Source organism: Pseudoalteromonas tunicata (assembly GCF_002310815.1).
Lineage (GTDB): Bacteria > Pseudomonadota > Gammaproteobacteria > Enterobacterales > Alteromonadaceae > Pseudoalteromonas > Pseudoalteromonas tunicata.
Genome location: NZ_CP011032.1, coordinates 1554226 through 1580136 on the forward strand (window position 1 = coordinate 1554226; position 25911 = coordinate 1580136).

General features: G+C 39.6%; 19 protein-coding genes. 11 read left to right on the forward strand and 8 right to left on the reverse strand.

The features are described 5' to 3' along the window. Positions 1-90 precede the first annotated feature (90 nt). The 5 genes from rnm to rluB all read left to right on the forward strand — a co-directional run bounded on the left by rnm (position 91) and on the right by rluB (position 4009). Positions 91-939, forward strand: coding sequence for an RNase RNM (rnm, locus tag PTUN_RS07270; RefSeq protein ID WP_009839570.1), 849 nt, complete (start codon positions 91-93; stop codon positions 937-939). A gap of 28 nt (positions 940-967) precedes the next feature. Beyond that, positions 968-1588 carry an L-threonylcarbamoyladenylate synthase gene (locus tag PTUN_RS07275; RefSeq protein WP_009839571.1) on the forward strand — a complete coding sequence of 207 codons (621 nt, stop codon included), beginning with the start codon at positions 968-970 and terminating at the stop codon, positions 1586-1588. A gap of 27 nt (positions 1589-1615) precedes the next feature. Beyond that, positions 1616-2440 (forward strand): segregation and condensation protein A, encoded by an 825-nt coding sequence (locus PTUN_RS07280; RefSeq protein WP_009839572.1) that lies wholly within the window; start codon positions 1616-1618, stop codon positions 2438-2440. A gap of 133 nt (positions 2441-2573) precedes the next feature. Then, the gene (scpB, locus tag PTUN_RS07285) at positions 2574-3131 is read left to right on the forward strand and encodes an SMC-Scp complex subunit ScpB (RefSeq protein WP_040644209.1); all 558 of its coding nucleotides are present in this window, start codon (positions 2574-2576) and stop codon (positions 3129-3131) included. Continuing rightward, entirely contained in the window at positions 3128-4009 is an 882-nt protein-coding gene (rluB, locus tag PTUN_RS07290) for a 23S rRNA pseudouridine(2605) synthase RluB (RefSeq protein WP_009839574.1), read from the forward strand. Before scpB ends, rluB begins: the two co-directional genes overlap by 4 nt. Before the next feature lie 77 nt (positions 4010-4086). On the opposite strand, the gene PTUN_RS07295 is transcribed toward rluB, so the two are convergent. After that, positions 4087-4830, reverse strand: coding sequence for a YciK family oxidoreductase (locus tag PTUN_RS07295; RefSeq protein ID WP_040644210.1), 744 nt, complete (start codon positions 4828-4830; stop codon positions 4087-4089). A gap of 195 nt (positions 4831-5025) precedes the next feature. Here PTUN_RS07295 and PTUN_RS07300 point away from each other — a divergent pair, with 195 nt between their 5' ends. Beyond that, a complete protein-coding gene (locus PTUN_RS07300; protein ID WP_009839576.1) occupies positions 5026-7452 on the forward strand; it encodes a VolA/Pla-1 family phospholipase in 2427 nt (808 codons plus the stop codon). 107 nt (positions 7453-7559) lie between these two features. Then, positions 7560-8573, forward strand: a complete 1014-nt coding sequence (sohB, locus tag PTUN_RS07305) for a protease SohB (protein ID WP_009839577.1) — start codon at positions 7560-7562, stop codon at positions 8571-8573. A gap of 51 nt (positions 8574-8624) precedes the next feature. Here the strand turns inward: sohB and PTUN_RS07310 are convergent, their stop codons facing one another. Beyond that, positions 8625-9953, reverse strand: coding sequence for a dicarboxylate/amino acid:cation symporter (locus tag PTUN_RS07310; protein WP_009839578.1), 1329 nt, complete (start codon positions 9951-9953; stop codon positions 8625-8627). 164 nt (positions 9954-10117) lie between these two features. Between PTUN_RS07310 and PTUN_RS07315 the strand changes: the two genes are divergently transcribed. Beyond that, the gene (locus PTUN_RS07315; RefSeq protein ID WP_050760046.1) at positions 10118-13447 is read left to right on the forward strand and encodes a hypothetical protein; all 3330 of its coding nucleotides are present in this window, start codon (positions 10118-10120) and stop codon (positions 13445-13447) included. 335 nt (positions 13448-13782) lie between these two features. Further along, a complete protein-coding gene (gene topA / locus PTUN_RS07320) occupies positions 13783-16428 on the forward strand; it encodes a type I DNA topoisomerase (RefSeq protein ID WP_009839581.1) in 2646 nt (881 codons plus the stop codon). Between the two features lie 79 nt (positions 16429-16507). Here topA and PTUN_RS07325 read toward each other — a convergent pair whose 3' ends face one another. From PTUN_RS07325 to PTUN_RS07335, 3 genes are read right to left on the reverse strand one after another with little or no spacing between them, the layout of a single operon-like run. After that, entirely contained in the window at positions 16508-17272 is a 765-nt protein-coding gene (locus PTUN_RS07325) for a hypothetical protein (protein WP_009839582.1), read from the reverse strand. A 59-nt stretch (positions 17273-17331) separates the two neighbouring features. Continuing rightward, positions 17332-18015: a sensor histidine kinase gene (locus PTUN_RS07330; RefSeq protein ID WP_198138444.1), complete on the reverse strand. Its 684-nt coding sequence runs from the start codon at positions 18013-18015 to the stop codon at positions 17332-17334. 9 nt (positions 18016-18024) lie between these two features. Beyond that, entirely contained in the window at positions 18025-19614 is a 1590-nt protein-coding gene (locus PTUN_RS07335; protein WP_009839584.1) for a response regulator, read from the reverse strand. A gap of 173 nt (positions 19615-19787) precedes the next feature. Between PTUN_RS07335 and cysB the strand changes: the two genes are divergently transcribed. Further along, on the forward strand, positions 19788-20765 hold the full coding sequence (gene cysB / locus PTUN_RS07340; protein ID WP_009839585.1) for an HTH-type transcriptional regulator CysB: 978 nt from the start codon (positions 19788-19790) through the stop codon (positions 20763-20765). 59 nt (positions 20766-20824) lie between these two features. On the opposite strand, the gene PTUN_RS07345 is transcribed toward cysB, so the two are convergent. The 3 genes from PTUN_RS07345 to pabB form a co-directional block, all read right to left on the reverse strand. After that, complete coding sequence (locus PTUN_RS07345) at positions 20825-22201, reverse strand: L-serine ammonia-lyase (RefSeq protein WP_009839586.1); 1377 nt, start codon at positions 22199-22201, stop codon at positions 20825-20827. A gap of 74 nt (positions 22202-22275) precedes the next feature. After that, positions 22276-22839 carry an NUDIX hydrolase gene (locus PTUN_RS07350; RefSeq protein WP_009839587.1) on the reverse strand — a complete coding sequence of 188 codons (564 nt, stop codon included), beginning with the start codon at positions 22837-22839 and terminating at the stop codon, positions 22276-22278. Beyond that, complete coding sequence (gene pabB, locus PTUN_RS07355) at positions 22836-24179, reverse strand: aminodeoxychorismate synthase component I (protein WP_009839588.1); 1344 nt, start codon at positions 24177-24179, stop codon at positions 22836-22838. The genes PTUN_RS07350 and pabB overlap by 4 nt, the downstream gene beginning before the upstream one ends. Before the next feature lie 162 nt (positions 24180-24341). On the opposite strand from pabB, the gene PTUN_RS07360 reads away from it, so the two are divergent. Then, complete coding sequence (locus PTUN_RS07360) at positions 24342-25874, forward strand: fumarate hydratase (protein ID WP_009839589.1); 1533 nt, start codon at positions 24342-24344, stop codon at positions 25872-25874. Positions 25875-25911 lie beyond the last annotated feature (37 nt).

The window sequence follows — 25911 nt, forward strand, 5'->3', positions numbered from 1 at the left end:
TACAGTCAAAAAAGCCCTTTGGTATCTTTTAAGCCTGAGTCGCTGCTATAATCTACTTCATTAACGCGTCAATATATTGATTTTACAGACATGAAATATGACTTACACAGTCACACCTTGTTTTCCGATGGTAGCTTAACACCAGAGCAACTGATCGATCGCGCCATTGAAAAAAAAGTAGATGTTTTAGCGATTACCGACCATGACACCATTAATGCGTTGGCTCAGAGTCATGCTTATATCAAAGACAATCAGTTGCCTTTGACGTTAATTGATGGGGTCGAAATCTCCACTAAGTGGAAAAATTTTGAAATTCATATCGTGGGTCTAAATATTGATGTTACCAATCCGCAGTTATTAGCGCTATTAGCACAGCAGCAAGCCAAGCGAGATACCCGAGCAATGGAAATTGGCGCGCGACTTGAAAAACACGGTATTGTTGATGCCTATGAAAATGCCAAAAAACTAGCAGAAAATGCTCAAGTTACACGCGCTCATTTTGCACGTTATATCGTGCAAATCGGACTTGCTAAAAATGTGCAGTCGGTATTTAAAAAATATTTAGTGCGCGGCAAAATTGGTTATACACCAAGTGAATGGTGTGACATGGCGACCGCCATTAGCGCGATTACCGCCGCAGGCGGTCAAGCTGTTATTGCCCACCCAGGTCGATACCAGTTATCTAATAAATGGCTACGCCAGTTGCTCAGTGACTATAAAATGGCTGGTGGCCACGCGATGGAAGTAGCGCAGCCGCAACAAGCGCCAACAGAGCGCCAGTTTTTAGGTCAGCTAAGCCGCGAATTTGGATTGTTAGGCTCACAAGGGTCGGATTTTCATTTTCCAACAACTTGGCTTGAACTTGGTAAAAATTTATATTTACCAAAAGATTGCCAAGCAGTGTGGCAATCATGGCCAACCGAATTAACAGCGGCTTAATGACGCAATGATTAAGAGATAAAATAATATGAGTCAATTTTTTCAAATTCATGTCGACAATCCTCAAACGCGACTTATTCGTCAAGCGATTGAAGTGATTCAAAAAGGTGGCGTGATTGTCTATCCAACAGATTCGGGTTATGCCCTTGGATGTAGTATTGGAAATAAAACCGCTATGGAGCGTATCCAGCGTATTCGTTCTTTAGAAAAACACCATAACTTAACCTTAGTCTGCTGCGATTTATCTGAACTTGCAACCTATGCACGAGTTGATAACCAAATGTTTCGTTTGGTGAAAAACAATACACCAGGCGCTTATACCTTTATTTTTAAAGGGACAAAAGAAGTACCAAAACGTTTACTGAATGATAAGAAAAAAACTATTGGGATCCGTGTTCCTAACCACAAAATCACTCAGGCATTATTGGCAGAACTTGGCGAGCCAATCATGTCTTGTTCATTGATTTTACCAGGACAAGAACATACAGAATCAGATCCTGAAGTAATTCGATCATTACTTGAAAAACAGGTTGATTTAATTATTGATGGTGGCTACTTGATTGAGCAAGCAACCACAGTAATCGATTTATCAGACGACAGTGTTGAGATATTACGTGTCGGTTGCGGTGATGTCAGTCCGTTCGAGTAAATTTTGAGAGATGGGAATATAAAATTAATGACGGCACCGGTTCAGCAAGCACTACCATTAGCTTTTTTACATGGTAAAGCCTACACCAATCAGCCGCAGGATCTTTATATTCCTCCCGATGCGCTTGAAGTCGCCCTTGAAGCTTTTGAAGGGCCTCTTGATTTACTGTTATATTTAATTAAACGCCACAAGCTTGATATCCTCGAATTATCTATTCATACAATTACTTGCCAGTACGTTCAGTACATTGATTTAATGCAAGAGTTTAAACTCGAATTAGCAGCTGAATATTTGGTAATGGCCGCCTTGTTGGCGCAAATCAAATCCCGGCTACTCTTGCCAGTACATCAAGAGTTAGCAGGGGAGGAAGAAGATCCTAGGGCTGAACTTATTCGCCGTTTGCAAGAATATGAACAATTTAAACAAGCTGCGGAGCAATTGGATGACATTCCTCGATTTGAACGTGATTTTTTTATCGCACAAGCAGCCATGCCGCAAGAACCAGAATACGAAAAGCCTTTACCAAGTGTTGAATTAAAAGACTTATTATTGGCACTGAGTGATGTAATGGCCAGAGCCAAAATTTTTACCCATCATCAAATAACAGCTGAAGTATTGTCAACCCGTGAACGAATGAGCCACATTTTAAACTTATTACAGAGCCGCACAGAATTTGTTGGCTTTAATGAGTTATTTGAAATAAAAGAGGGGCGAAGCGGCGTAGTGGTGAGCTTCATTGCAATTTTAGAGTTGATTAAAGAAGGCTTAATTGAATGCATGCAAACAGCATTTAATAGTCCTGTGTATGTGCGTTTAGCTGTTAAAGGTGATGAGCAACAATCAGCGTTTTAATGCATAATCTCGTTTCTTTGTCGTTTATTACCTGCCATAATAGCAAGCTAAATTGTGCATCCCCATAAATTCAGTCACCCTTGTTGTGATAGGCGAGTACGTGAATAAAAGTCCAATATCAGATCAACAACTTATGCAACTTATTGAAGCAACGCTGTTTGTTGCAGGTAAGCCTGTGAGTATCGAGTTTTTGAAAAATACAGTATTGGATGAATTTAATGTCTCTTTAAAACGAATTAAACACAACCTCAGCGAATTACAACTACACTACAGTAGCCGTGGGATTTGCTTAGTTGAAGTTGCGTCAGGATTTCGTTTTCAAAGTAACCCCAGTTTAGCACCTTGGTTAAATAAAATTTGGCCCGAAAAAGCGCCTCGTTATTCACGTGCATTGTTAGAAACCTTGTCTTTGATTGCTTATCGTCAACCAATTACCCGAGGTGAGATTGAACAAGTACGCGGTGTTGCTGTGAGTAGTCAGATAATGAAACAACTACAAGATCGCGAGTGGATCCAAATTGTGGGTCATAAAGAAGTGCCTGGACGTCCAGCCCTTTATGCCACTACCAAGTTATTTTTAGATTATTTTTCGTTAACTGGTTTAGATAATTTACCCGAGCTGCCACAATTACAGCAAAGTAAAATCGACCAGTTGTTAAGAGACCCTTCAGTGAGTGAACTGTCCGAATGAGTGAAAAACTGCAAAAAGTATTGGCAAGAGCTGGTAAAGGCTCACGCCGTGAGATTGAAAAATTTATTGAAGCCCATCGTGTAAGTGTTGATGGTAATGTTGCACGATTAGGCGATCGCGTAGAGCCACATCAGCTTATTCGTTTAGATGGTCATATCGTTAAAATTGAAGAACCTGAAGAGCGCGTTTGTCGCGTTTTGATGTACCACAAACCTGAAGGTGAACTGTGTACACGTAAAGACCCAGAAGGGCGTCCTACAGTATTTGACCGTTTAATGCGTTTAGATGATGACCGTTGGATTGCCGTCGGCCGATTAGATGTTAATACTTCGGGTTTATTGTTATTTACCAATGATGGTGAATTAGCCAATCGTTTGATGCATCCTCGTTATGAAGTTGAACGTGAATATGCGGTACGTGTATTTGGTGAAGTAACAACTGAAACGCTTAAAACCTTAACTAAAGGTGTTGAGCTTGAAGATGGCCCAGCTAAATTTCTTAAAATCATGCCGCATGGTGGAGAAGGAATTAATAAATGGTACAACGTATTATTAACCGAAGGCCGTAACCGTGAAGTACGTCGTTTGTGGCAATCACAGGGCGTTGAAGTATCTCGATTAATTCGTGTCCGATACGGTGATTTAGAGTTAAATAAACGTTTGCCGCAAGGTGGATGGGAAGAGCTTGAACTCGATAAAGTAAATTACTTACGTAAGCTCGTTGGCTTAGATCGTGAGTTAGAAACTAAACTGTCGGTGATTCCTGAAAAACGTAAAGATAAACGCGCTAAAATTGCCCAAATTCGTAAAGCTGTTAATAAACATAAACAGCGTACAACGGGTAAAAAAACGGATCCTAAAGCTAAAAAACGTACTTAATAAAAAAGCCGCACATTGCGGCTTTTTTACATTTTGACTGATTGAAAGTGAGCAAAGCAATTGCACATTTTAATCAGTTACTTTTGCTGTGCATCAAGCGATTGACCATTGATCCCAATTGAGCGATCGCTCATCAAATAGAGGTAAGTTGGCATTAAATCAAGTGGACTTGCTAATTTTGAACGATCTTCACCCGGGTAGGCTGAAGCGCGCATTTTTGTTTCAGTAGCACCTGGGTTAATACAGTTGATACGGATATTGGTTTTTGCTACTTCTTTTGACCATGTTTGCATCATACCTTCAACTGCAAATTTAGAGATAGCGTAAGCGCCCCAAAATTCGCGTCCTTCACGTCCTACACCCGATGATGTAAAAATAATTGATGCATTAGGGGATTTTCGCAAAATAGGGAACATATATTTTGTTAATACAGCTTGAGCTGTGACATTTACTTTCATAATGTTTTCAAAAGTAGAGACGCAGAAATGCTCAAGCGGGCCTAAAGAACCTAAAATACCAGCATTATTGAGTAAACCATCAAGGCGACCAAATTGATTTTCAATGGTGGCGGCCAAATCACGATAATGCTGTTTTGTTGCACCTTTCATATCAAGTGGGACTATCGCAGGCTGAGGGCCTCCAGCTGCAATAATTTCATCGTAAACACATTCAAGTTTGTTGACTGTTTTGCCTAATAAAATAACAGTTGCACCTGCTTTTGCATATTCAAGTGCGGCAACTCGACCAATTCCGTCTCCGGCACCAGTAATTAAAATAACTTTTTCTTTAAGTTCTAAAGGATCTAGCTGCTGATTTTGCATTAAAATACCCAAAATAATATTTTTCGGCATTTTATCACATTCAAACTGCGAAGTTGTGGATTTTGTGTAAAATTTAGTGGCGAAAAGGATTTGTTTACGTTAACTTTAACTGGTCTAATGTCTGAATAATAATCACCGAACATATTTTCAATTAATAATTAAAAATAAGAAGATCGGGATCGGAGCGAAAATAATATGAAAAAACTGCTAATCTCACTTGCTATTACAACAGCTTTAACAGGTTGTGGTGGTGAAAGCCTAGAAGAATTAAAAAATGATACTGTGCAGGTAGTTCCTGCCTCAACAGTCGCATTTGATCCAAGTAATGGGGTTGTGTCTGTACCGAACGATTTACTTTTTAGTGGCACCAAAGATGGCACACTTGCTATGCCAGGTGAAAATGCTACCACAATCAATTATGCAGATCCTCAAACAGCACTCGGTGCTTTGGATGGTTGGTCTACACAAACGCCTTACACCATAGCATTAAAATTCCCCGCAAATGTTAGCCTAGATGCCGTATCCGTGGTTACTCCAGGTTCGGTGCGTATTTTTGAAGTTGTGATGGGCGCAAGTTTAGTTGATGAGGAGTGCTCAGTAGTCCCAGCAGGACTTGGCTGTAAATTAGTCGGTGAGCTAACCTATGGTGTTGACTTTGCTACTAAGCCAGTAGGTGACAGCATTGCGATTATTCCACTTAAACCATTTAAAGCAGGTGCTTCCTATATTAATGTTTTAACTAGAGGCGTAAAAGACAGTGAAGGGCGCTCAGTCGAGCCTTCATCAACTTATGCTTTGGTTAAACAAGATATGGTCACAATGCCGCTTGTAACAGCCAGCCAAAAACAACTTCAAGCGGTTATTAACAGCTATGAAAATGCCATTACATCGCAAGGTACTATCACCAAAGATGATATCATTTTCAGCGGTGCAATGACGATGCAATCAGTTGGAACTGCGCTTGGTACAGTTAAAAAGTTACTTGCTGCAAACCTGCAAATGAATCCAGCGGCTTTGCCTAAAGTGGCGATTAACCCTGATTTTCCATCGATGACAGTTGCTGATGTATTTGCAAGTATCGGTATGACCGATATTAGTCCTGTGTTCACAGCGGTAAAATATCAAAAAGGAAGTATCGTTCTTCCTATCTATAACAAAACACCTCAGGCACCTGGTATTAATGCGTTAGCAGAAAGTTCATGGCAAGGTTTGTGTGATAATGCTGTGATCGTATCTGGTTATAAAGCGTTAGCGGGCGATGGCTTTCCTATTGATCCTATTAATGAAGCTGATGGCCTTTGTTTTGGTTTAAGTGGTGGCAAGTTAAGGGATTTAGGTTTAGACCCACAAAAGCATTTAACAAAATATAATTCAATTCCAAAAGTGCAACGTTATGAAAATGCTGAGGTCCAATTCACGACACCTGATAGTGATTTAACATTACTTAATTATGTCCGTTCCACTCAAGGTTTGCCGCCATTAGAGATGCCAGAAGCGGGTTGGCCAATAGTTATTTTACAACATGGCATTACTCGTCAAAAAGAAGATATGCTAGCAGTGACGGCAGCTTTGAGTTTACAAGGCTTTGCAACTGTAGCAATCGATCATCCATTACATGGCACACGTGGACTTGATGTGAACCAAGATGGTACAGATGACTTTAATGCAAGTACATTGTCAGTTTTACATTATATGAATTTATCATCACTGTTAGTGGCACGTGATAATTTGCGTCAATCAGCAGCCGATTTACTAGCGCTTCGGTTAGGTCTTAACTTTATTAATGTACCGAACGTGAATAAGTTTGATGTTAGTTATGTTGGTCAATCGTTAGGTTCTGTTGTTGCTCCTATGTTCTTAACTCACACCAATTCAACACTTGGCAATCCTCAAGTTGATGCGATGTTTAAAGTTAATACAGCCTCGCTATCAAGTGGCGGCGGCGGTGTAGCGAGTTTCTTATTAGAATCACAAGAGTTTGGTCCATTTATTCAAGCGTCAGTTTTATCTGCAGCTGGTACTGATGAGACAGCTGAGTTCTTAGCATTTGCACAGGCAGTACCTGCAAATTGCGCCGTTTATGCTCAAAATCCAGAAGCTTTTGCAACATGTGCCTATCAAGAGTTTATGACATCGTTAACTCAACAAGGCGAGAGCGCAAAGATTGCTAATATTCAAGCTGTGTTTACCCAGTTTGTCTTTGCAGCGCAAACAGTGCTTGATGTGGCTGATTCAACTAACTATGCACAAGGTTTAAAAGCGACAGGCACACCAGTGCACATTAGTTTAGTTGTAGGTGATGGTATGGATAACAAGAAAGACACGGTTATCCCGCCTTATACAATGAATAATCCCTTAGCAAGTACTATTCCTTTTGCAAAACTAGCAGGTTTAGCCGTTGCGACTGAAACTCAAATGACAGCAGAGCCACAATCTTATGTTACTAAGTTTGTCAAAGGTCATCATGGTTCGTTATTATCACCAGCACCTCGTGATGGTGCCGGTGCTACTGCACAAGAAAGTGCACGTGCAACAGCTGAAATGCAGTTACAAATGGCAACCTATTTAGCAAGCAGCGGTCGTATGCTGGTTATCGGTGATTCGACTTTAGTGACTGAATAATTTTAATTGTTTATTTAAAAGCCGCTGAATTCAGCGGCTTTTTTTTTATCTACAGTTTGTCTCTATTAAATGGTAAATTTTCATAAACTTATTTTTGAGGGTCTATTTTGGAATTTTTATATCAATATGGTTTGTTTTTAGCCGAAACTGTCACTTTTGTTGTGGCTTTTATTGTGATTGCTGCGTCTGTTGCGGGTGTGGCTCAAAAGCCGAAAGCAAAAAAAGGGCAAATAGAGCTCGATGATGTCTCATTGCAATTAAATGAACTAAAATCTCAGTTTTTATCGGCAACATTATCGAAAGATGAATTTAAGGCGTTTGAAAAAGATGAAAAGAAACGACTTAAACAACAAAAAAATGATGTTAAGAATAAAGTCTACGTACTTGATTTTAATGGCAGTATTGATGCACGTGAAGTCGATGAGCTGCGCGAGGAAATAACCGCAATTTTGACCGTAGCGCAAGCAGGAAAAGACCAAGTTTTGTTACGTTTAGAAAGTGGTGGCGGAGTTGTTCATGGTTATGGTTTGGCTGCTTCACAACTAGAGCGAATCAAAAATGCGGGTATTAACTTAACGGTATGTGTTGATAAAGTTGCAGCAAGTGGCGGTTACATGATGGCCTGTGTTGCCGATAAAGTGGTTGCAGCACCCTTTGCAATTATTGGCTCTATTGGTGTTATTGCTCAAATCCCTAATTTTAATAAAATTTTGAAAAAGAATGACATTGAGTTTGAACAAATTACGGCGGGTGAATTTAAACGCACTTTGACTTTGTTTGGTGAAAATACAGATCAAGCACGAGACAAATTTCGGGAAGAAATTCAACAAACTCATGAGTTATTTAAACAATTTGTTAGTTTAAAGCGTCCGACATTAGATTTAACAGAAGTTGCAACAGGTGAGCATTGGTTTGCATCTCAAGCGATTGAAAAAGGATTAGTGGATGAGATAGCGACCAGCGACGATGTTTTATTAACGTTCAATCAGCAGTCTCAAATTTATAAAGTGAAGTTCTCCCATAAGAAAACATTGGCCGATAAATTTTCAATCGGTTTAACAAAAGGTATTGAGCGATCAATATTGAGCATACTTTCGACTCTACAGCGCTTAAAACCCTAATAAGAAAGCCGAGGTAGTGTAACTCTCGGCTTTTAATGCGTTAAAAAGTGACTATTTTTTAAAATGAATCTCTTCTAAATCTTTTGCCGCGTTTAAATCATCAAATATTTTTTGGTCAAATTCACCTTCAGATTTAGCAACGATACAAGTTACCATACAATCACCTGTAATATTAACGGCTGTACGAGTCATATCGAGTAATCTATCAACGCCAATAATAATTGCTATCCCTTCAACAGGTAAGCCTACTTGGTTCAGTACCATAGCGAGCATGATTAAACCAACTCCAGGCACACCCGCAGTTCCGACAGAGGCAAGCGTTGCTGTTAAAATCACCATTAAGTAATCTGATAACGTAAGGTCAACTGAAAATACTTGCGCAATAAAAACAGTCGCGACACCTTGCATGATAGCTGTACCATCCATATTAATGGTGGCACCTAATGGCACAGTGAAAGAGGCAACACTATTATTTGCACCTAATTTTTTTGTTGCTGTTTCAAGGGTGATTGGCATTGTGGCGCTCGAGCTTGAGGTACTAAATGCAAAAAGCGCCGCATCTTTCATCTTCATCAAGAAGATAAGAGGATTCAGGTTCGCTAATAATTTTAGTAATAAGCTGTAATTAATAAGACCATGGATTAGAAGTGCAAGCACCACAACAAAAAAGTATTTTGCTAGACGAGCAATCATATCTAGCTCGATAGTAGTAAACAGTTTTGCCATTAAACAAAAGACACCAATAGGTGCTAAATTCATTAAGATCGTGACTAGTTTTAAAATGACGGTGTTTAAGTCTTCAAAAACATTGGCTAAACGTTTACCAGCATCCCCACTCAGTGCCATTGAAATACCAAACAACAAAGCAAAGACGATTACTTGCAGCATATTGCCGCTGGCCATGGCACTGATCGGATTGGTTGGAAACATATTGATGATAACTTGTACAAGTGTTGGTGCTTGTTTGTTATCAAAAGCCGCATCGGCAGGGATAGGTACACCCTCACCTGGGGCTATTAATAATGCTAATGTAATGGCAACTGTAATTGCAATGGCTGTCGTGATTAAATATAAACCAATCGATTTACCACCTAAACGTCCGAGTTTTTTAGGGTCACTTAAACTACAAGTACCACATACTAGTGATACAAATACTAAAGGGACTACCAACATTTTTAGGCTTGCAACAAAGACAGCCCCACCAATATGAAATAGACCATCAACAAAAAAACCTTTGATAGCTAAATCAAACAGCCCAAACGAAATAAAATAATCACTTTCATCCCCGATAATAAATTTTATCAATGAACCAAGTAAAATACCTAGAACCATACCAATCATAATGCGGCTGGTTAAACCAAGAGGTGTGCGAGAGATCATAAAAATAGAGTACTTTTATTAAAATTTTGCATAGCGTACCAGCCAAATTAAATTATTAAAGCTAAAAGCGGTAACTTTTTTTAAAAATGCTATGATTTTTAGATTGCTAATAGGTTAAGATAGGGTAAATAACTCTATAATTATAACAAGCTAGGGAGAGGTACATGCCTTTAATACGCTTAATCTGTATGACGCTGTTTTGTTTTGCGCTCGCAGCCTGCGGTGGCGGTGGGAGTCTTGAGACAACAACGGGAACCACAAAAGATAAGTTTGAATTATCAATATCCATAAATGGCATTGCCCCAGATCAATCTGAAATCGTTATTTCTAAAGATAATCAAGGTGAATTAGTTGCATCTCTGACTAAAAATGGCCAACCATTTGGTGGTCAATTAATTACTTTTGCGCTTGCTGGAAGTATTGGTACGTTAGACCCGACCAATGGAACAGCTCAAACAGCAACTGATGGTAAAGCTAAGATAAAGCTCAGAGCTGGCTCAGCAGCTGGTGCCTCAGAGGTTACCGCTGCTTTTAGCTCTGCTGATGGTCAAACTCTAAACCAAAAAATAAGCTTTACCAGCAACGGCGATGAGGGCGATAACGGCGGTGAGCAAGGTGCATTAAAATTATCTTTAGTTGTACAAGATAGTAACGGAAATCTTTTTGACGAACAAAATCCAGTGACGACCGATAACATGGGGATTGTTAACGCTACAATTACTCAGGATGGCGTTGGTATTCAAGGAGCTCTAGTCTCATTTACAACTCAATTTACAGGTGAAATTAAACCTGCAACTCCAGGTACCGCTATTACAAATAGTCAAGGTGTGGCAAAAATAGACTTAGCACCAGGCAATTTTAAGGGCGCAGGTAAAGTTATCGCAACTTATGCGCCAGTAAATGGCTCTGAATTGGTTAATGAAACGGTATTTTTTTCATCAGGTGATGGTGCGCCAATCGATCAAGCAATTGCAACTGTTGATGTGAAAATTCTCGTTGGCTGTAATGCTGATTGGGGTAATAATCGCGATTCAGTTAAGCTTGATCCAACAAGTAACGGCTGTAAAGTGGTAAATCGTGTTTCTTCAGATAGCATCGCAGATATCTATATTACTGCCACAGATACCAATACAGGTGATGGGTTTAAAAATATTTTAGTATCGGCTGAAACGACACTTGGAAAAATATTACCTGAATCAGGTACGGCAATTACTGACAATTTTGGCGTTGCAATTTTAAAACTTCAACCTAGCGCAGATGGTGGTGCTGGCGAAGTGAAAGCAACAGCTAAAGGTGTGAGTAAATCAACCGCCTTTGAGATTGGTGTAGCTGAAATATCATTAGATATAGATAATGGATTACCATTTGTATTAGACGCACAAGGTGTTCCAACAGATAAAAATCAACCACTTGCAGCGGGTGCAACTACCGTTATAACGATAAAGATTAAAAATACAGACCAATCACTGATGACGTTACCTTTAGAGGTTGAGCTGACTTCAGGTTGTGCTCAAGCCGGTTTATCTGTATTAGATGAAAAAGTGACTAGTATTGGTGGTATAGCAACAGCGACATATCGCACTAAGGGTTGTAATGTCTCTCAAGGTGATACCGTTGTTGCATCAGTTGTTAGTGGTGGAAGTGCGAAGTTTATTGAAACGAATATTCCTGTATCAAGCGCTCCTGTTGAGTCAATTAGTTTTATCGATGCTACCAATACTGTACTTGCATTAAAAGGTACTGGCGGCCAAGGTCGCTCAGAGACCTCTGAAATTACCTTTAAATTAATTGACAGTGTTGGTCAAGCTGTTCGCCAAGCTCGAATGGACTTTAAATTATCGTCTACAAATGGTGGTATTAGTGTATCTCCAAAAACAGTGAATACCGACAATGAAGGTATTAGCCGTGTTCAAGTGAACTCTGGCACAGTACCCATGGCGGTGCGTGTTCACGCTTGTTACATCCCAGCAAGCCAAATACCTACTAGTCAGTTAGATGATGTTACGTGCTGGAAAGAGCTTTATGACCAATGTAAGGCGAATGAAAGTGCTGCAGTGCGCGATTCAGCATGCCCTGATGGCAAACTAGGTTTAGTTGCACTTGATCAGCAAATTATTACTGTGTCAGATTTAGTTTCAACCAGTACTGGGTTACCTGATAACAACAGTTTTACAGCCTCACCGGATATCATTAATGCAGAAGGCTTAGATTATAATGGGGTAATCTCTAATATCACCATTTTGATGGCTGATCACTTTAATAATCCGGTACCAGATGGGACTGCTGTGTATGTCACCACTGAAGGTGGTGCTGTTGGTACGCTTGATGGTGCAGCGTTTAATCCTCAATTAGAGTGCCGTACAGTCGATGGTGAATGTAAAGTGCAATGGCGCTCACAAGATCCAAAACCATTTACAGAGGTTAAGTGGAATAATACGATTGGTTCATTAAATCCTAGACTAGGTGCTGTGAACTGTGATCCGTATTTTGGTCAGGCTGCTCCATGTTTAGTTGGTATTAGAAATGCAGCATATGATCCTCTTGGCGTGCCGTTAGGTGGACGTGCAACAGTATTAGCCACAGCAAAAGGCGAGGAATCGTTTGTTGACCGAAACGGCAATGGGGTCTTCGATGACGGAGAATTTTATTCTAGCTTTGACTTGGCTGAAGCGTTTCGTGATGACAATGAAAATGGTAAATTTGAAGGAAATGTTGATTGTGAAGCGGCTTCAAATCCATGTTCATCAGGCAATACTAACGGCGGACAATGGGAAGAGTTTGTTGATTTAAATAATGATGGGGCTCATAGCCCTTCTGATGGTAAATTTAATGGCTTAGTTTGTACTGCAGATGCTGAGGCTTTAGGTAAATGTACTAAAGATTTAATTGATGTACGCCGTCGTTTTGAAATAGTAATGTCTGGTAGTGAAGCTTATTATAGATTTAACATTGCTAAAGCATCGGTGCCTGGCATTCCTGCTTATGGTATTGCTGGAATGCCAGCTGATTGCAGTAATTACAAAATTACTGACAAAGACAATATTGTAAGAACGCTATTAACGTTAGAAGCATCAGAGTCTGCTGACTACTGTGATGTCGCTGCGGTTGATTTGACACCTGTATTTATTCATATAGATGATGATAATAATCCAGCTACGCCTAGTAATAATGATGATAATGATGCGGGTAATGAAGATAACCCAGTTAATGTCGGCTTAGGTGCAACTACGATTAATTTCTATTACTCTGATTTGTACAATAACTCGTTACCAGCAGGTACATCTGTAGATGTTGCTGCAACAAATGGTGATTTTTCAGGTCGTGATACCGAAACTTTACCAAATAGTGCTCGTACAACTGCGCGTGGTTTTAGTTTTACAATAGCGCCTGAAGCGACACCTAATAAAAAGTCATCAGGTTCTGTTAATATTAAATTTACCACACCTAAAGCCGTTATATCACAAGCGAGCTTAGTAGTTCTTGATGCTGGTTAATTCGTTTCTTAAATCATAAGGCCTCTTTTGAGGCCTTTTTTATTGGAGCTATAAATTATTTGGTGTCATTTTTACGTTATAAATACATAAACAATTACAATCACTGAATTTATCAATTAGTTACTTGTTATTGAATTTTACAATTTTTAGTTAGATGTTTCAGTTGTTAAAAATCGAACAAATCGTTCAAATTTTTCCCAAAGTAGTCAATTTATTGAAAAAACTTTTAATTAATTGCTTGTCACACTGGCAGTTTGTCGATATACCTTTAATAATAGAGCCCTTAATGGGTGTAATTAATTAAATTGAATACTAATTGTTCAAAATAGGCAGACATGGGTAAATCGTTAGTAATTGTTGAGTCACCGGCTAAGGCTAAAACAATTAATAAATACTTAGGGAAAGATTTTGTAGTTAAGTCCAGTGTTGGACATATCCGCGATCTTCCAACTTCAGGTTCGGGCCAGAATAAAAAATCTTCAACAGGTAAAACACCAGCTGAAGTGCGTAAAATGGATCCTGAAGAAAAAGCCGCTTATAAACAAGCTCGTGATTATAATAATCTAGTTGCGAGAATGGGTATTGATCCAGCTAAAGGCTGGCAACCGCATTATGAAATATTACCTGGTAAAGAAAAGGTTGTTCAAGAATTACAAAAACTAGCACAAGACGCTGACCAAATCTATCTCGCAACCGACTTAGATAGAGAAGGGGAAGCTATTGCATGGCACCTCGAACAAGTGATTGGCGGCGAGTCGAGCAAATATAAACGTGTCGTGTTTAATGAAATCACTAAAAATGCGATTCAACAAGCATTCTCAACACCCGGTGAATTAAACACTGATATGGTGAATGCTCAGCAAGCGAGGCGCTTCTTAGACCGTGTTGTGGGTTTTATGGTTTCTCCACTACTTTGGCAAAAAGTAGCGCGAGGTTTATCTGCAGGGCGAGTGCAATCGGTTGCTGTGCGAGTTTTAGTTGAACGTGAGCGTGAGATTAAAGCATTTATCCCAGAAGAATATTGGGACTTACACGCAGATGTTGTTGCTAAACAAGAACAAATTCGTTTAGCTGTTGTTAAATATCAACAACAAGCCTTTAAGCCAGTTAATAAAGATCAAACAATGGCCGCTGTTGCTGCATTAGAAAATGCACAATTTACTGTGGTCGAAAATGAGAAAAAGCCAAGTAAAAGTAAACCATCAGCTCCTTTTATTACTTCAACAATGCAACAAGCTTCGAGTAATCGCTTAGGTTATGGTGTAAAGAAAACCATGATGTTGGCCCAGCGCTTATACGAAGCGGGTTACATAACTTATATGCGTACGGACTCAACCAATTTATCTGTTGATGCAGTGACTGCTTGTCGCGAGTATGTGGCAGAAAAGTTTGGCCAACACTATTTACCAGCTGAACCTATTTCTTACAGTTCTAAAGGGAATGCTCAAGAGGCCCATGAAGCAATTCGTCCTTCTAATGTGGCGTTTATGTCTGGTGACTTAGATGGTGTTGAAGCTGACGCTAAAAAGCTATATGAGCTTATTTGGCGCCAATTTGTTGCTTGCCAAATGGTTAATGCGGAATATGACTTAACAACCATTACTGTAGAAGCGGCAGACTACCAATTAAAAGCTAAAGGCCGAGTATTGGTATTTGATGGTTGGACACGTGTGCAACCTGCTATTCGTAAAAAGAATGAAGAAGAACAAGCATTACCTAAAGTTGAAGTGGGCGATGTACTTAAACTTGAACAGCTTGATCCATTGCAGCACTTTACAAAACCGCCAGCACGATTTGGTGAAGCAAGTTTAGTTAAAGAGCTTGAAAAACGAGGCATTGGTCGTCCATCGACTTATGCTGCTATCATTTCAACGATTCAAGACAGGGGTTATGCCCGAGTCGAAAATCGCCGTTTCTTTGCCGAGAAAATGGGTGAAATTGTTAATGATCGTTTAGTAGAAAACTTTACTGAATTACTTGATTTTGATTTCACAGCCAAAATGGAAGGTCGTTTAGACGATATCGCTCTTGGTAAATTGGAATGGACCGATGTACTTGATACCTTTTACAAAGATTTTTCTTTACAGCTCGAAGTGGCGGGTAAAGAGGAGCTTGAAGGTGGCATGCGTCAAAATCAAATGGTAGAAACAGATATAACTTGCCCGACTTGTGCTCGTAACATGGGGATCAGAACTGCTTCTACTGGAGTCTTCTTAGGATGTACAGGTTATAACCTACCGCCAAAAGAGCGTTGTACTACTACAATGAACTTAACTAGCGGTGACGAAGCCTTAGCGGTCGATTCAGAAGATGCTGAAACAGAAAGTCTGCGTCATATGAAGCGCTGTCCGGTATGTGAAACAGCGATGGATTCTTATTTAATTGATGAAGGTCGCAAATTACATGTTTGTGGTAATAATCCTGGTTGTAATGGCTATATTGTAGAATCTGGTACTTTTAAAATAAAAGGATATGATGGCCCACTTATCGAATGTGATAAATGTGGTTCTGATATGCAGTTAAAATCAGGCCGTTTTGGTAAATATTTTGGTTGTACGAATGATGAGTGTAAAAACACTCGTAAGCTACTTAAAAGTGGCGAAGCTGCACCACCTAAAGAAGATCCAGTTCATCTACCTGAACTTGTTTGCGAAAAATCTGACGCTTATTTTGTGCTAAGAGATGGCGCATCGGGATTATTTTTAGCAGCATCAACCTTTCCTAAATCTCGTGAAACTCGCGCACCAAAAGTGGCAGAGTTAAAGCGTTTTAGGGATCGTATCTCACCTAAATTTTATTATTTAGCTGATGCACCGCTCACTGATGCGCAAGGAAATGAAACCATTGTTCGTTTTAGTCGTAAGGCAAAAGAGCAATATGTAATGACTGAAGTTGATGGTAAGGCGACTGGTTGGACTGCACATTACTTGCAAGGTAAGTGGGTAGTAGAAGAGAAAAAAGCCGCTAGCAAAAAAGCTTAACACTTTTTTGTACTAAAAAACCAGCTTACTATAAGCTGGTTTTTTATTTTCTAAATTATCGTATTTGTTGGCTAAACAGTTACCATTTTTTCTTAGGTGCAAAAAGTACATCTAAATCGTCTTGCTCTTGTTCGGCTTTTTTCTTTCTATCAGTTGCATTTGTTACTTTTAACTCATTGGTGATTTCTTCTAATAAATTTTCAATTTCAGCTTTTTTAGATGAGATATATTCATCGGAATAAGTTTGAGCCGAAAGTGTCGCAATCGCTTTTTCAAAGTATTGACGCGCAGAACCCAGCATATTAGCAGAACGAGCTGCCATACCTCGTTTAGCCTGACTTTCTACATTAATTCTTAATTGAAGCTTTTCTAGGCGCTTATCTTCATTTAAAAATATCTGAGTATCAACTTTGCCTTTGCTATGTTCAGAACGCAGTAAGTTACGTAACTTCTTAATACCTTGAACTAGCGCAATAATTTGTTTGTCATTATCAGGCAGGACAATTTTATCACCTGCTGAGGAATCAGTGCTTTGTGAGTTTTGCATTCTTTCGTTTGATTCAACTAAACGGGATTTAAGTTCTTTTGAAGTGGGTGACAGTTCACACATAGCACGAAGGGAGTCAACAATTCGTTTATGCAATACGCCAATAAGAGCTGACGACATAGGTAGGTTAGCTGCATTCATCAAGATATCTTCGGTTTCTTCAATCACTTTCTTGTGCTTGGTTAATTCTTGACGACGTTCAATTTCTTGTTTTTCTCTATGTTGCTGCACAGCATTAACCCATACGGCAATAACTATTAAGGCAACAATTAAAACTAAAATGATAGCAACTATCATAAATACATCTCTTTTATATTTTTCATGATTATTCTCTAATCTTACCTAAATATATGAAGTTAGGGTAGTGTTAGGGTAAATACACTGCCATTAAATCGCCCGCCATTACTTAGATTTACCGATCCATACTGCCCATTGTTGTTATGAGCCTTGGCAATTAAGCTGGCAAAATATAAGCCAAGCCCAGTTCTACTTTGACTCAGTGAAACACTTGCCATTTGTTCATTAGTATTAAGAAGCATTTGTTCTGGGTATCCTGCACCATCATCCATTATTTGAATTTTGAGGTATTGCTCTTCTTTAAATGCTTTTAAAAGTAGTTGAGATTTTGAGTAACGCATGGCATTAACTAAAATGTCATTTAATAAATTTGTGATTAAGTCATTGTCGAAAAACCAAGATAAATCATCTTCAATCTCTACAGTACACTTTAGCATTTTATTGCTGATATACATTTCATTTTTAATCAGTAGCTCTTCAAACAACTCATCGAGATAAACCTCCTCGATATTTAGCGGTAGTGAATTTTGACAATTTCTATATAAAGCAAGAAGTTGCAGTAAATTTGAGTTTAAACGAGCTATTTCATAATGAAATTGAGCAAATTCCGTTTTTGTTTTTTCATCGTGTTCAAGTCTGGAACTAATGTTATCCATCGATTGTAGTAATAGGCAAAGCGAGTTTTTCATATCATGCATACTTGCAGCAAGCACGGTTGAGAAGTCCAGTGGAGTGGTGGGCATATTCATTCCTTATTGCGCAATTATTGCTTTTATATTTCGAAACAAACTTTGACTGTGAGCAAAACGATGATCCGCAGGATCGACACATTCTAATGATTGTGCACACAAACTTAGTAATGCAGGTTCAATTGCATTACGTTGATGATTTTCAGCTAAACGATATAAACATTGTAATAGATTCAAGGCGATATTGATATTTGAAGGTGAATTCATGAGTGCTGTTTTAAAGGCATTTTTAGCGGCTAGATAATCTTTCTCTTTAAACTTTACCATCCCCTGGCGGTTATAATTATTTGCCTTATTAAAATTTTCTTGGGTCACTAAATCTGCTCTGTTACTTAAAAACTGCTGATTAATCGTATTTTTCACCTCAGGTTCTTCAATCCGTTGCTCTACAAAGGTGATTTGATGAATTAAAAAAGGTTTTAAACGATCAGGTAGCTGCTGGCAACGAGAGAGTAATTCTTTAATTTCAGTTAAACCCGTATCTTTATCATTACTTAAATATTTCAGTAAAGCTTGGTGGAGTTGCAGTGCGAGTGCTAGTTGAAAATCCCCTAAATAGCGACGACTGATATCACGGTAAATACCTGCATATTCTTTTGGCGCACGTAATGACAGTGAACCGAATGAGCCAAATTGAATCTGAACAATAATCTGTAGCAAGCTGAGGTAATCATCAGGCCGAATTTTAATCGAGTACTTACCAAGAGAAATAACCTTCTTAAATGCATTATAAGCGATTTCTAAATCAAGATAGCGCTCTGCCAATGAGCCAAGTTTTCGTTGGCGAATAAGTGAATTGGGTGAAATTTCGCAAGCGGATTTTAATAACGAATAGGCTTCTTCAAATTCACCTAATGCGCATTGAGTTTCTGCTAATAGATCATAGGCTTCAAGGGCGCTTTTATTTTTGGTTATTATTTTTTTACACAGCTGTTCGATTTCGCTAAGTTTATTTAATCCTGAATAAGCCCGCGCCAATCCCATCAGGGCCCAATTGAGCTCATGTTGTTCAATTACGGTGGTAAACACGTTAACCGCTTTAGCATAGGAACCTGATTTTAATAAAATATCTCCTTTTAAGCGCAAGCAATGCATGGTTAAGCGACTTGATTGTTGTAGGGCATCACAGCATTCAATCGCAAGATTCGGCTTACCTTTACTTAACGCTTGATAAATTGGGCTGAAAACTTCTTGCAGATGCACAAGTTTATCTAATCGTGTTTTTAAAGTATTTCGTGTGAAAGGTTTTGCTAAATAATCATCGGGGCGGTATTCAAGGGCGCCCATAACGAGTTCCATTGCAGTCTCACCAGTGATCAAAATAAAAATTGTGCCGGGTTTAAGTAGCTCTCGATGATTGAGCTCTTCAAGCAGCTGTAATCCACTTAGGCCTTCGCCTAAATTGTAATCAACTAAAATGACATTATGATAATGTTCAGCATATTTACTGATGGCTTCTTCAGCATTTATACAGACATCCACATGTTTTGCACCAAAGCTTTCGACCATCTGTTTGAGTGATAGACGGAACTCGGAAAAATCATCAACAATCAAAAATTTCAATTGCGTATAGCGTTGTAGTGGATTAGTCATGTTTGCGATTTAGATTCTTTTATTAATAATGAGATAGTTATGCAGCTAAGCTAGTAATAATCTTAGTCAAAAGGTGGTTTTTTAACAAAAAATCTAATTTAAATTAATTATCACTTGGAATAGTTGGGCCAAACGATTATAAATAAAGGTAATAAGAATAGACAAAATCGATCATGAAATTACAACAACTTAGATATATCGTTGAAGTGCTTAATCACAACCTCAATGTCTCTGCGACAGCAGAAAGCTTGTATACCTCACAACCTGGGATCTCAAAACAAGTTCGAATGTTAGAAGATGAGCTTGGCGTGCAGATTTTTGGCCGAAGTGGAAAGCATCTCACTCATGTTACCCCTGCTGGCAAAGATATTATTCATATCTCGCGTGAGATTTTATCAAAAGTTGAAGGGATCAAAGCGGTTGCAAATGAGCATACTTTGCCTGATCAAGGTAAACTCAATATTGCAACGACCCATACTCAAGCTCGATATGCGTTACCTCAAGTCATTCAAGGCTTTATGAAGAAGTTTCCTAAAGTGTCATTACATATGCATCAAGGCACGCCGCAGCAAATCTCAGATGCAGCAGCGCGAGGTGATGCTGATTTTGCAATTGCGACTGAAGCACTTCATCTTTATTCAGATTTAGTGATGTTGCCTTGTTACCATTGGAATCGCAGTATTGTGGTGGCTAAAAATCATCCGTTAGCTCAAAAAGCAAATAACCTGACAATAGCTGATATTGCAAAATATCCGTTAATTACTTACGTATTTGGTTTTACAGGCCGTTCTGAGCTTGATAAAGCATTTAATAAGCATGGCTTAGAACCTCAAATTGTATTTACTGCAACCGATGCTGATGTTATCAAGACTTATGTTCGTTTGGGATTGGGAGTCGGTGTCGTCGCATCAATGGCGATAGATAAACAAGCTGACCAAGATTTAGTCTGTATTGATGCAAGTCACTTATTTGATGCAAGCACCACAAAAATTGGCTTTAGAAAAGGCACCTTCTTGCGTACTTATATGTATGATTTTATTGAGCGTTTTGCTTCGCATTTAACCAAAGAGCGGGTTGAGCGTGCTAGTTTATTGCGTAACCAAGAAGATGTTGATGCGTTATTTGCCGATATTGAACTACCAGTTCGATAGTGTGTTTGTAAACAATAAAAAAGGCGCTATCCGCCTTTTTTATTGCTTAAATTTATCTATTAACATTCAATGATATTAACCGCTAAGCCACCGCGTGCAGTTTCTTTATATTTAGTTTTCATATCATTACCTGTTTCCCACATGGTTTTGATCACTTTATCTAAAGATACTTTTTGTTGACCAGAACCACGAAGTGCTAACCGTGATGCATTTATCGCTTTAATGGCGCCCATCGCATTACGTTCAATACATGGCACTTGTACTAAACCACCAACTGGGTCGCAAGTTAAGCCTAAGTTGTGCTCCATGCCAATCTCTGCTGCATTTTCAACATGTTCAACATTACCACCAACGATTTCAGTTAACGCGCCTGCCGCCATTGAGCAAGCCACGCCCACTTCACCTTGGCAGCCAACTTCCGCACCTGAAATCGAGGCATTCTTTTTATACAAAATACCAATAGCAGCAGCAGTGAGTAAATAACGAGTGGCGATATCACGGTCAACTTGCTTGATGAATTTATCGTAATACATTAGTACAGCGGGTAAAATTCCAGCAGCGCCGTTTGTTGGAGCTGTGACCACGCGACCACCCGCGGCATTTTCTTCATTTACGGCAAGTGCAAAAAGATCGACCCAATCCATAGCGCGTAACGGATCATCGTTGGTTTCTACATTCAGTTGTAGATATAAACTCGGCGCACGGCGTTTTACTTTTAAACCACCCGGTAAGATACCTTCGGTACGAATGCCGCGTTCAATACAGGCTTTCATCACTAACCACAAATTAAAAAGCTCATCTTTAATTTGTTCTTCGGTACGAAGGGTTTTTTCATTTGCCATCATCAGTGTTGAAACACTAAAACCACTTTCTTTACACATTTCAAGTAGTTCTTTGGCAGAATTGAAGTCAAATGGAATTGGATTTTGTGTCCGTATTTCAATGGCCGCTTCTTTTTCATTATCAAAATCTTCAGCCGTGACAATAAAACCACCACCAATAGAATAATAAACTTGCTGACAAATAATTTCTTGGCCTTTATAGGCGATGATTTCCATTGCATTACTGTGTTTTGGCAATGTTTTACGACGATGAAATACAATTGCGCCTTGCGTTGGGAATTGAACTGCATGGCTTTGATCAAGGTAAATAATTTGTTCTAGTTCTATTTTTTTTAGAATACTATCTACTTGATCTGCGTCGATGCTTTCAGGGTCATAGCCTGCAAGTCCTAAAATAACCGCTTTGCCAGAGCCATGGCCAATGCCTGTTTGTCCTAATGAACCAAACAGCTCTACTTTTACTTCAGTCACTTGGTCAAAAACAGCTAAATCTTGCAGCTTTTTAACAAACATGCGTGATGCACGCATCGGACCTACAGTGTGAGAGGATGATGGGCCAATCCCGATACTAAACATATCGAATGCACTGATCATAATAAAATCTCTTGAATACCTTGAACGGGCGCTAATCATAACCTGTATGCAATCTTATGCAAGATTGAAATCAGCTACACACTCACTTGTTTGACCAGATTGCGGACAATTTGGGCCGTTGCACCCCAAAGTAGGCCATGCTCAGTATAAAAACCTTGTAAAATACGGGGTTTATTTTGGCGAACAAAGGGGAGAGGCTGCCAGTTCTGTGGGGTTCTTAGGGCACTAAAAGGAATATAAAAAATCTTTTCGACCTCATCTTCGGCAGGTTGAATAGCCGTTAAATCAGTAATAATGCCGACATAAGGTTTTATCTCAAAACCGGTTAGTGTCCAATAGGCATCAAGCTCGCCAATAAGATTGATATGCTGCGCAGCAAGGTTTAATTCTTCATTCGATTCTCGAAGGGCTGTGGTGCGTAAATCGCCATCGGCGAGTTCGAATTTGCCACCTGGGAAACAAATTTCAGCAGGATGGTGCTTAAGATAACTTGGACGTTTGCAAAACAGAATATGAAGCTCACCCTCAAGCTCACAAAGTGGCAATAGCACCGCGCTTTGTTTGGCGTTATGTGGGTAACCTTGGTTACCCACCGGAGGGTGCAATTGAAAGCGAGTAATAAAGTCGTTAAGAGTCACAGTAGTACAGGTAAAATTTTATTTACCTTATCGTACGTTTCTTGATACTCAGAGTCTACTTTTGAATCTGCAACAATTCCGCCACCAGCCCAACAATGAACTTTTGCTTGATTAAAGACTAACGTACGAATGGTGATACTGGTATCCATATTGCCACACGCTGAGATATAGCCAATCGAGCCACAATAAACTGAGCGCTGATGGGGTTCGAGTTCTTCAATAATTTCCATGGCGCGAATTTTTGGAGCACCCGTAATTGACCCGCCTGGAAACGCAGCTTCGAGTTGATCTAAGGCAGTCTTATCATCAGCCAGAATAGACGTCACAGTACTGACAAGGTGATGGACGGCAGGATAACTCTCAATTTCAAACAAATGTGGCACTAATACAGAGCCGGGCGCGGCGACTTTGCCTAAATCATTGCGTAATAAATCAACAATCATGACATTTTCGGCGCGATCTTTAGCCGAATGTTTTAGTTGTTCAGCCCGTTGTTTATCTTCAATTGGATCTGAGCTTCTCGCTAAAGTGCCTTTTATGGGTTTGGTTTCGACTAATCCCTCTTTTACTTTAATAAAGCGTTCAGGAGAAATAGAAGCAATTTGCCCATCTGGGTGGTTAATATAAGCGGAAAATGGCGCTTGGTTTTTATCTCTAAGCGTTAAATAGGCTTGCCAAGGGGCACCACAAAATTGCGCACTAAAACGCTGAGCCAGATTGATTTGATAGCAATCGCCAGAGCGTAAGTAATCCTGTATTTGACTAAACTTTTGGCTGTAACTGGTTTTATCCATGTTTGATAACCAAGCGCTACATAGACTAAAAGATGCGGTTTGCACTGTGTGATTGAGCTGTGTTTGATAAAGTGCCAACCTATCAAAACCTGGTTGGCTGATATAGAACCAGCATTGCTGACCATGATGGTAAACAAGCGCATCAGGGTAAAGCCCGACAGCCATATCAGGTAAGCTAATATCATGACAACAAAGTGTTGGCATGGTTTCTAAGTAACGGCCCAAGTCATAAGCGAAGTAACCGAGTAAACCTCCTGTAAAAGGTAAGTGCTCAGGGGCTTTGGCTTGGCTAAAACGGGCTAATAGATTTTTTAACGCACTAAAAGGCGACTCTTTAGCCACTTTTCCATCAATGAAACATTGACCTTCTTTTGCTTCAACGACATTAATCGGCGCAAAGCTGATGATATCAAATTGGTCATTTTTATTGGTCGGATTGGCTGAATCGAGTAAGATTGCCCATGCTTGATCTGCAAATTTACTAAACAATTCAGTTGTATTGAGCCGAATGTCTAATTTTTTGCACGATATTTGTTCGTTTATCATTAACTTCTACTTACCAGACTGGTCGCAAAGGGACTGGGAGGGTATTATTAGGGTGATTCTAAACGAAATAAGCCGCATTTTCAGCTCCCGTTGCAATCAGAGCGCGAGCAAATGTAAACTAAAGCCTCCGTCAATGGTTTAACGACTCTTAAAGGACCGACCATGAGCATGATCCGTCAGCAAGATTTTATTGATAGCATCGAAGATGCACTGCAATATATCTCTTTTTATCATCCACTTGATTTTGTTCAAGCTCTCGAAAAAGCGTATCACAAAGAACAATCTAAAGCGGCAAAAGATGCCATCGCACAAATTTTAATTAATTCACGTATGTCTGCAGAAGGTAAGCGTCCACTGTGTCAAGACACTGGGATCATTACTTGTTTTGTAAAAGTAGGTATGGATGTATCGTGGGATAAAACCGATTTAACTGTTCAACAAATGGTGGACGAAGGTACACGCCGTGCATACATGAATCCAGATAATCCACTTCGTGCTTCTATCGTTGCAGATCCTGCTGGTACACGTAAAAATACCAAAGATAATACACCATCAGTTGTGCACATTGATTTAGTCGCGGGCGGCGAAGTTGAAGTGATGATTGCGGCCAAGGGCGGCGGCTCTGAAAACAAATCGAAAATGGTGATGTTAAATCCTTCAGACGATATTGCTGAATGGGTTGAAAAAACATTACCTACTATGGGTGCTGGCTGGTGTCCACCGGGTATGCTGGGAATAGGCATTGGTGGTACTGCTGAAAAAGCAGCGGTTCTAGCAAAAGAATCACTTATGGATCCTGTTGATATTCACGAGTTAATGGAGCGTGGCGCGGTTACAACCGAAGAAAAACTACGCTTAGAAATATTTGACCGTGCTAATAAATTAGGTATTGGTGCGCAAGGTTTGGGCGGTTTAACCACAGTTGTGGATGTTAAAATTAAATCAGTGCCAACCCATGCCGCTTCAAAACCTGTGGTAATGATCCCAAATTGTGCTGCGACGCGTCATGTGCATTTCACGCTTGATGGGTCAGGCCCAGCCAATTTAGTAGCGCCAAAGCTTGAAGATTGGCCACAAGTGACGTTTGAAGTCGGTGCAGATACACGCCGTGTTAATTTAGATACGTTAACAAAAGAAGACACCCAAGAGTGGAAAATGGGCGAAACAGTATTGTTAAGCGGTACTATTTTAACTGGTCGTGATGCAGCGCATAAACGCTTACAAGACATGATCAATTCTGGTCAAGGTCTACCAGAGGGTGTCAACTTCGATAATAAATTTATTTATTATGTTGGCCCGGTAGATGCGGTACGTGATGAAGCAGTCGGTCCAGCAGGTCCTACAACTGCAACCCGCATGGACAAGTTTACTGACATGATGCTCGAAAAAACCGGCATTATTGGCATGATTGGTAAAGCCGAGCGTGGTCCTGCCACCGTTGAGTCGATTAAAAAGAATAAATCGGTTTATCTAATGGCCGTAGGTGGAGCAGCGTACCTTGTTTCTAAAGCAATCAAAAAAGCCAAAGTAGTGGCGTTTGAAGACTTAGGAATGGAAGCAATTTACGAGTTTGAAGTTGAAGATATGCCAGTGACCGTCGCTGTTGATAGCGAAGGGGCCAATGCTCATACCCAAGGTCCTGCAATTTGGAAAGCCAAAATTGCAGATCTTGATAAAGAATTAAGCAAAAAATAATTCAAAACACGAGTAATAAAAAAGAGCGCAATGCGCT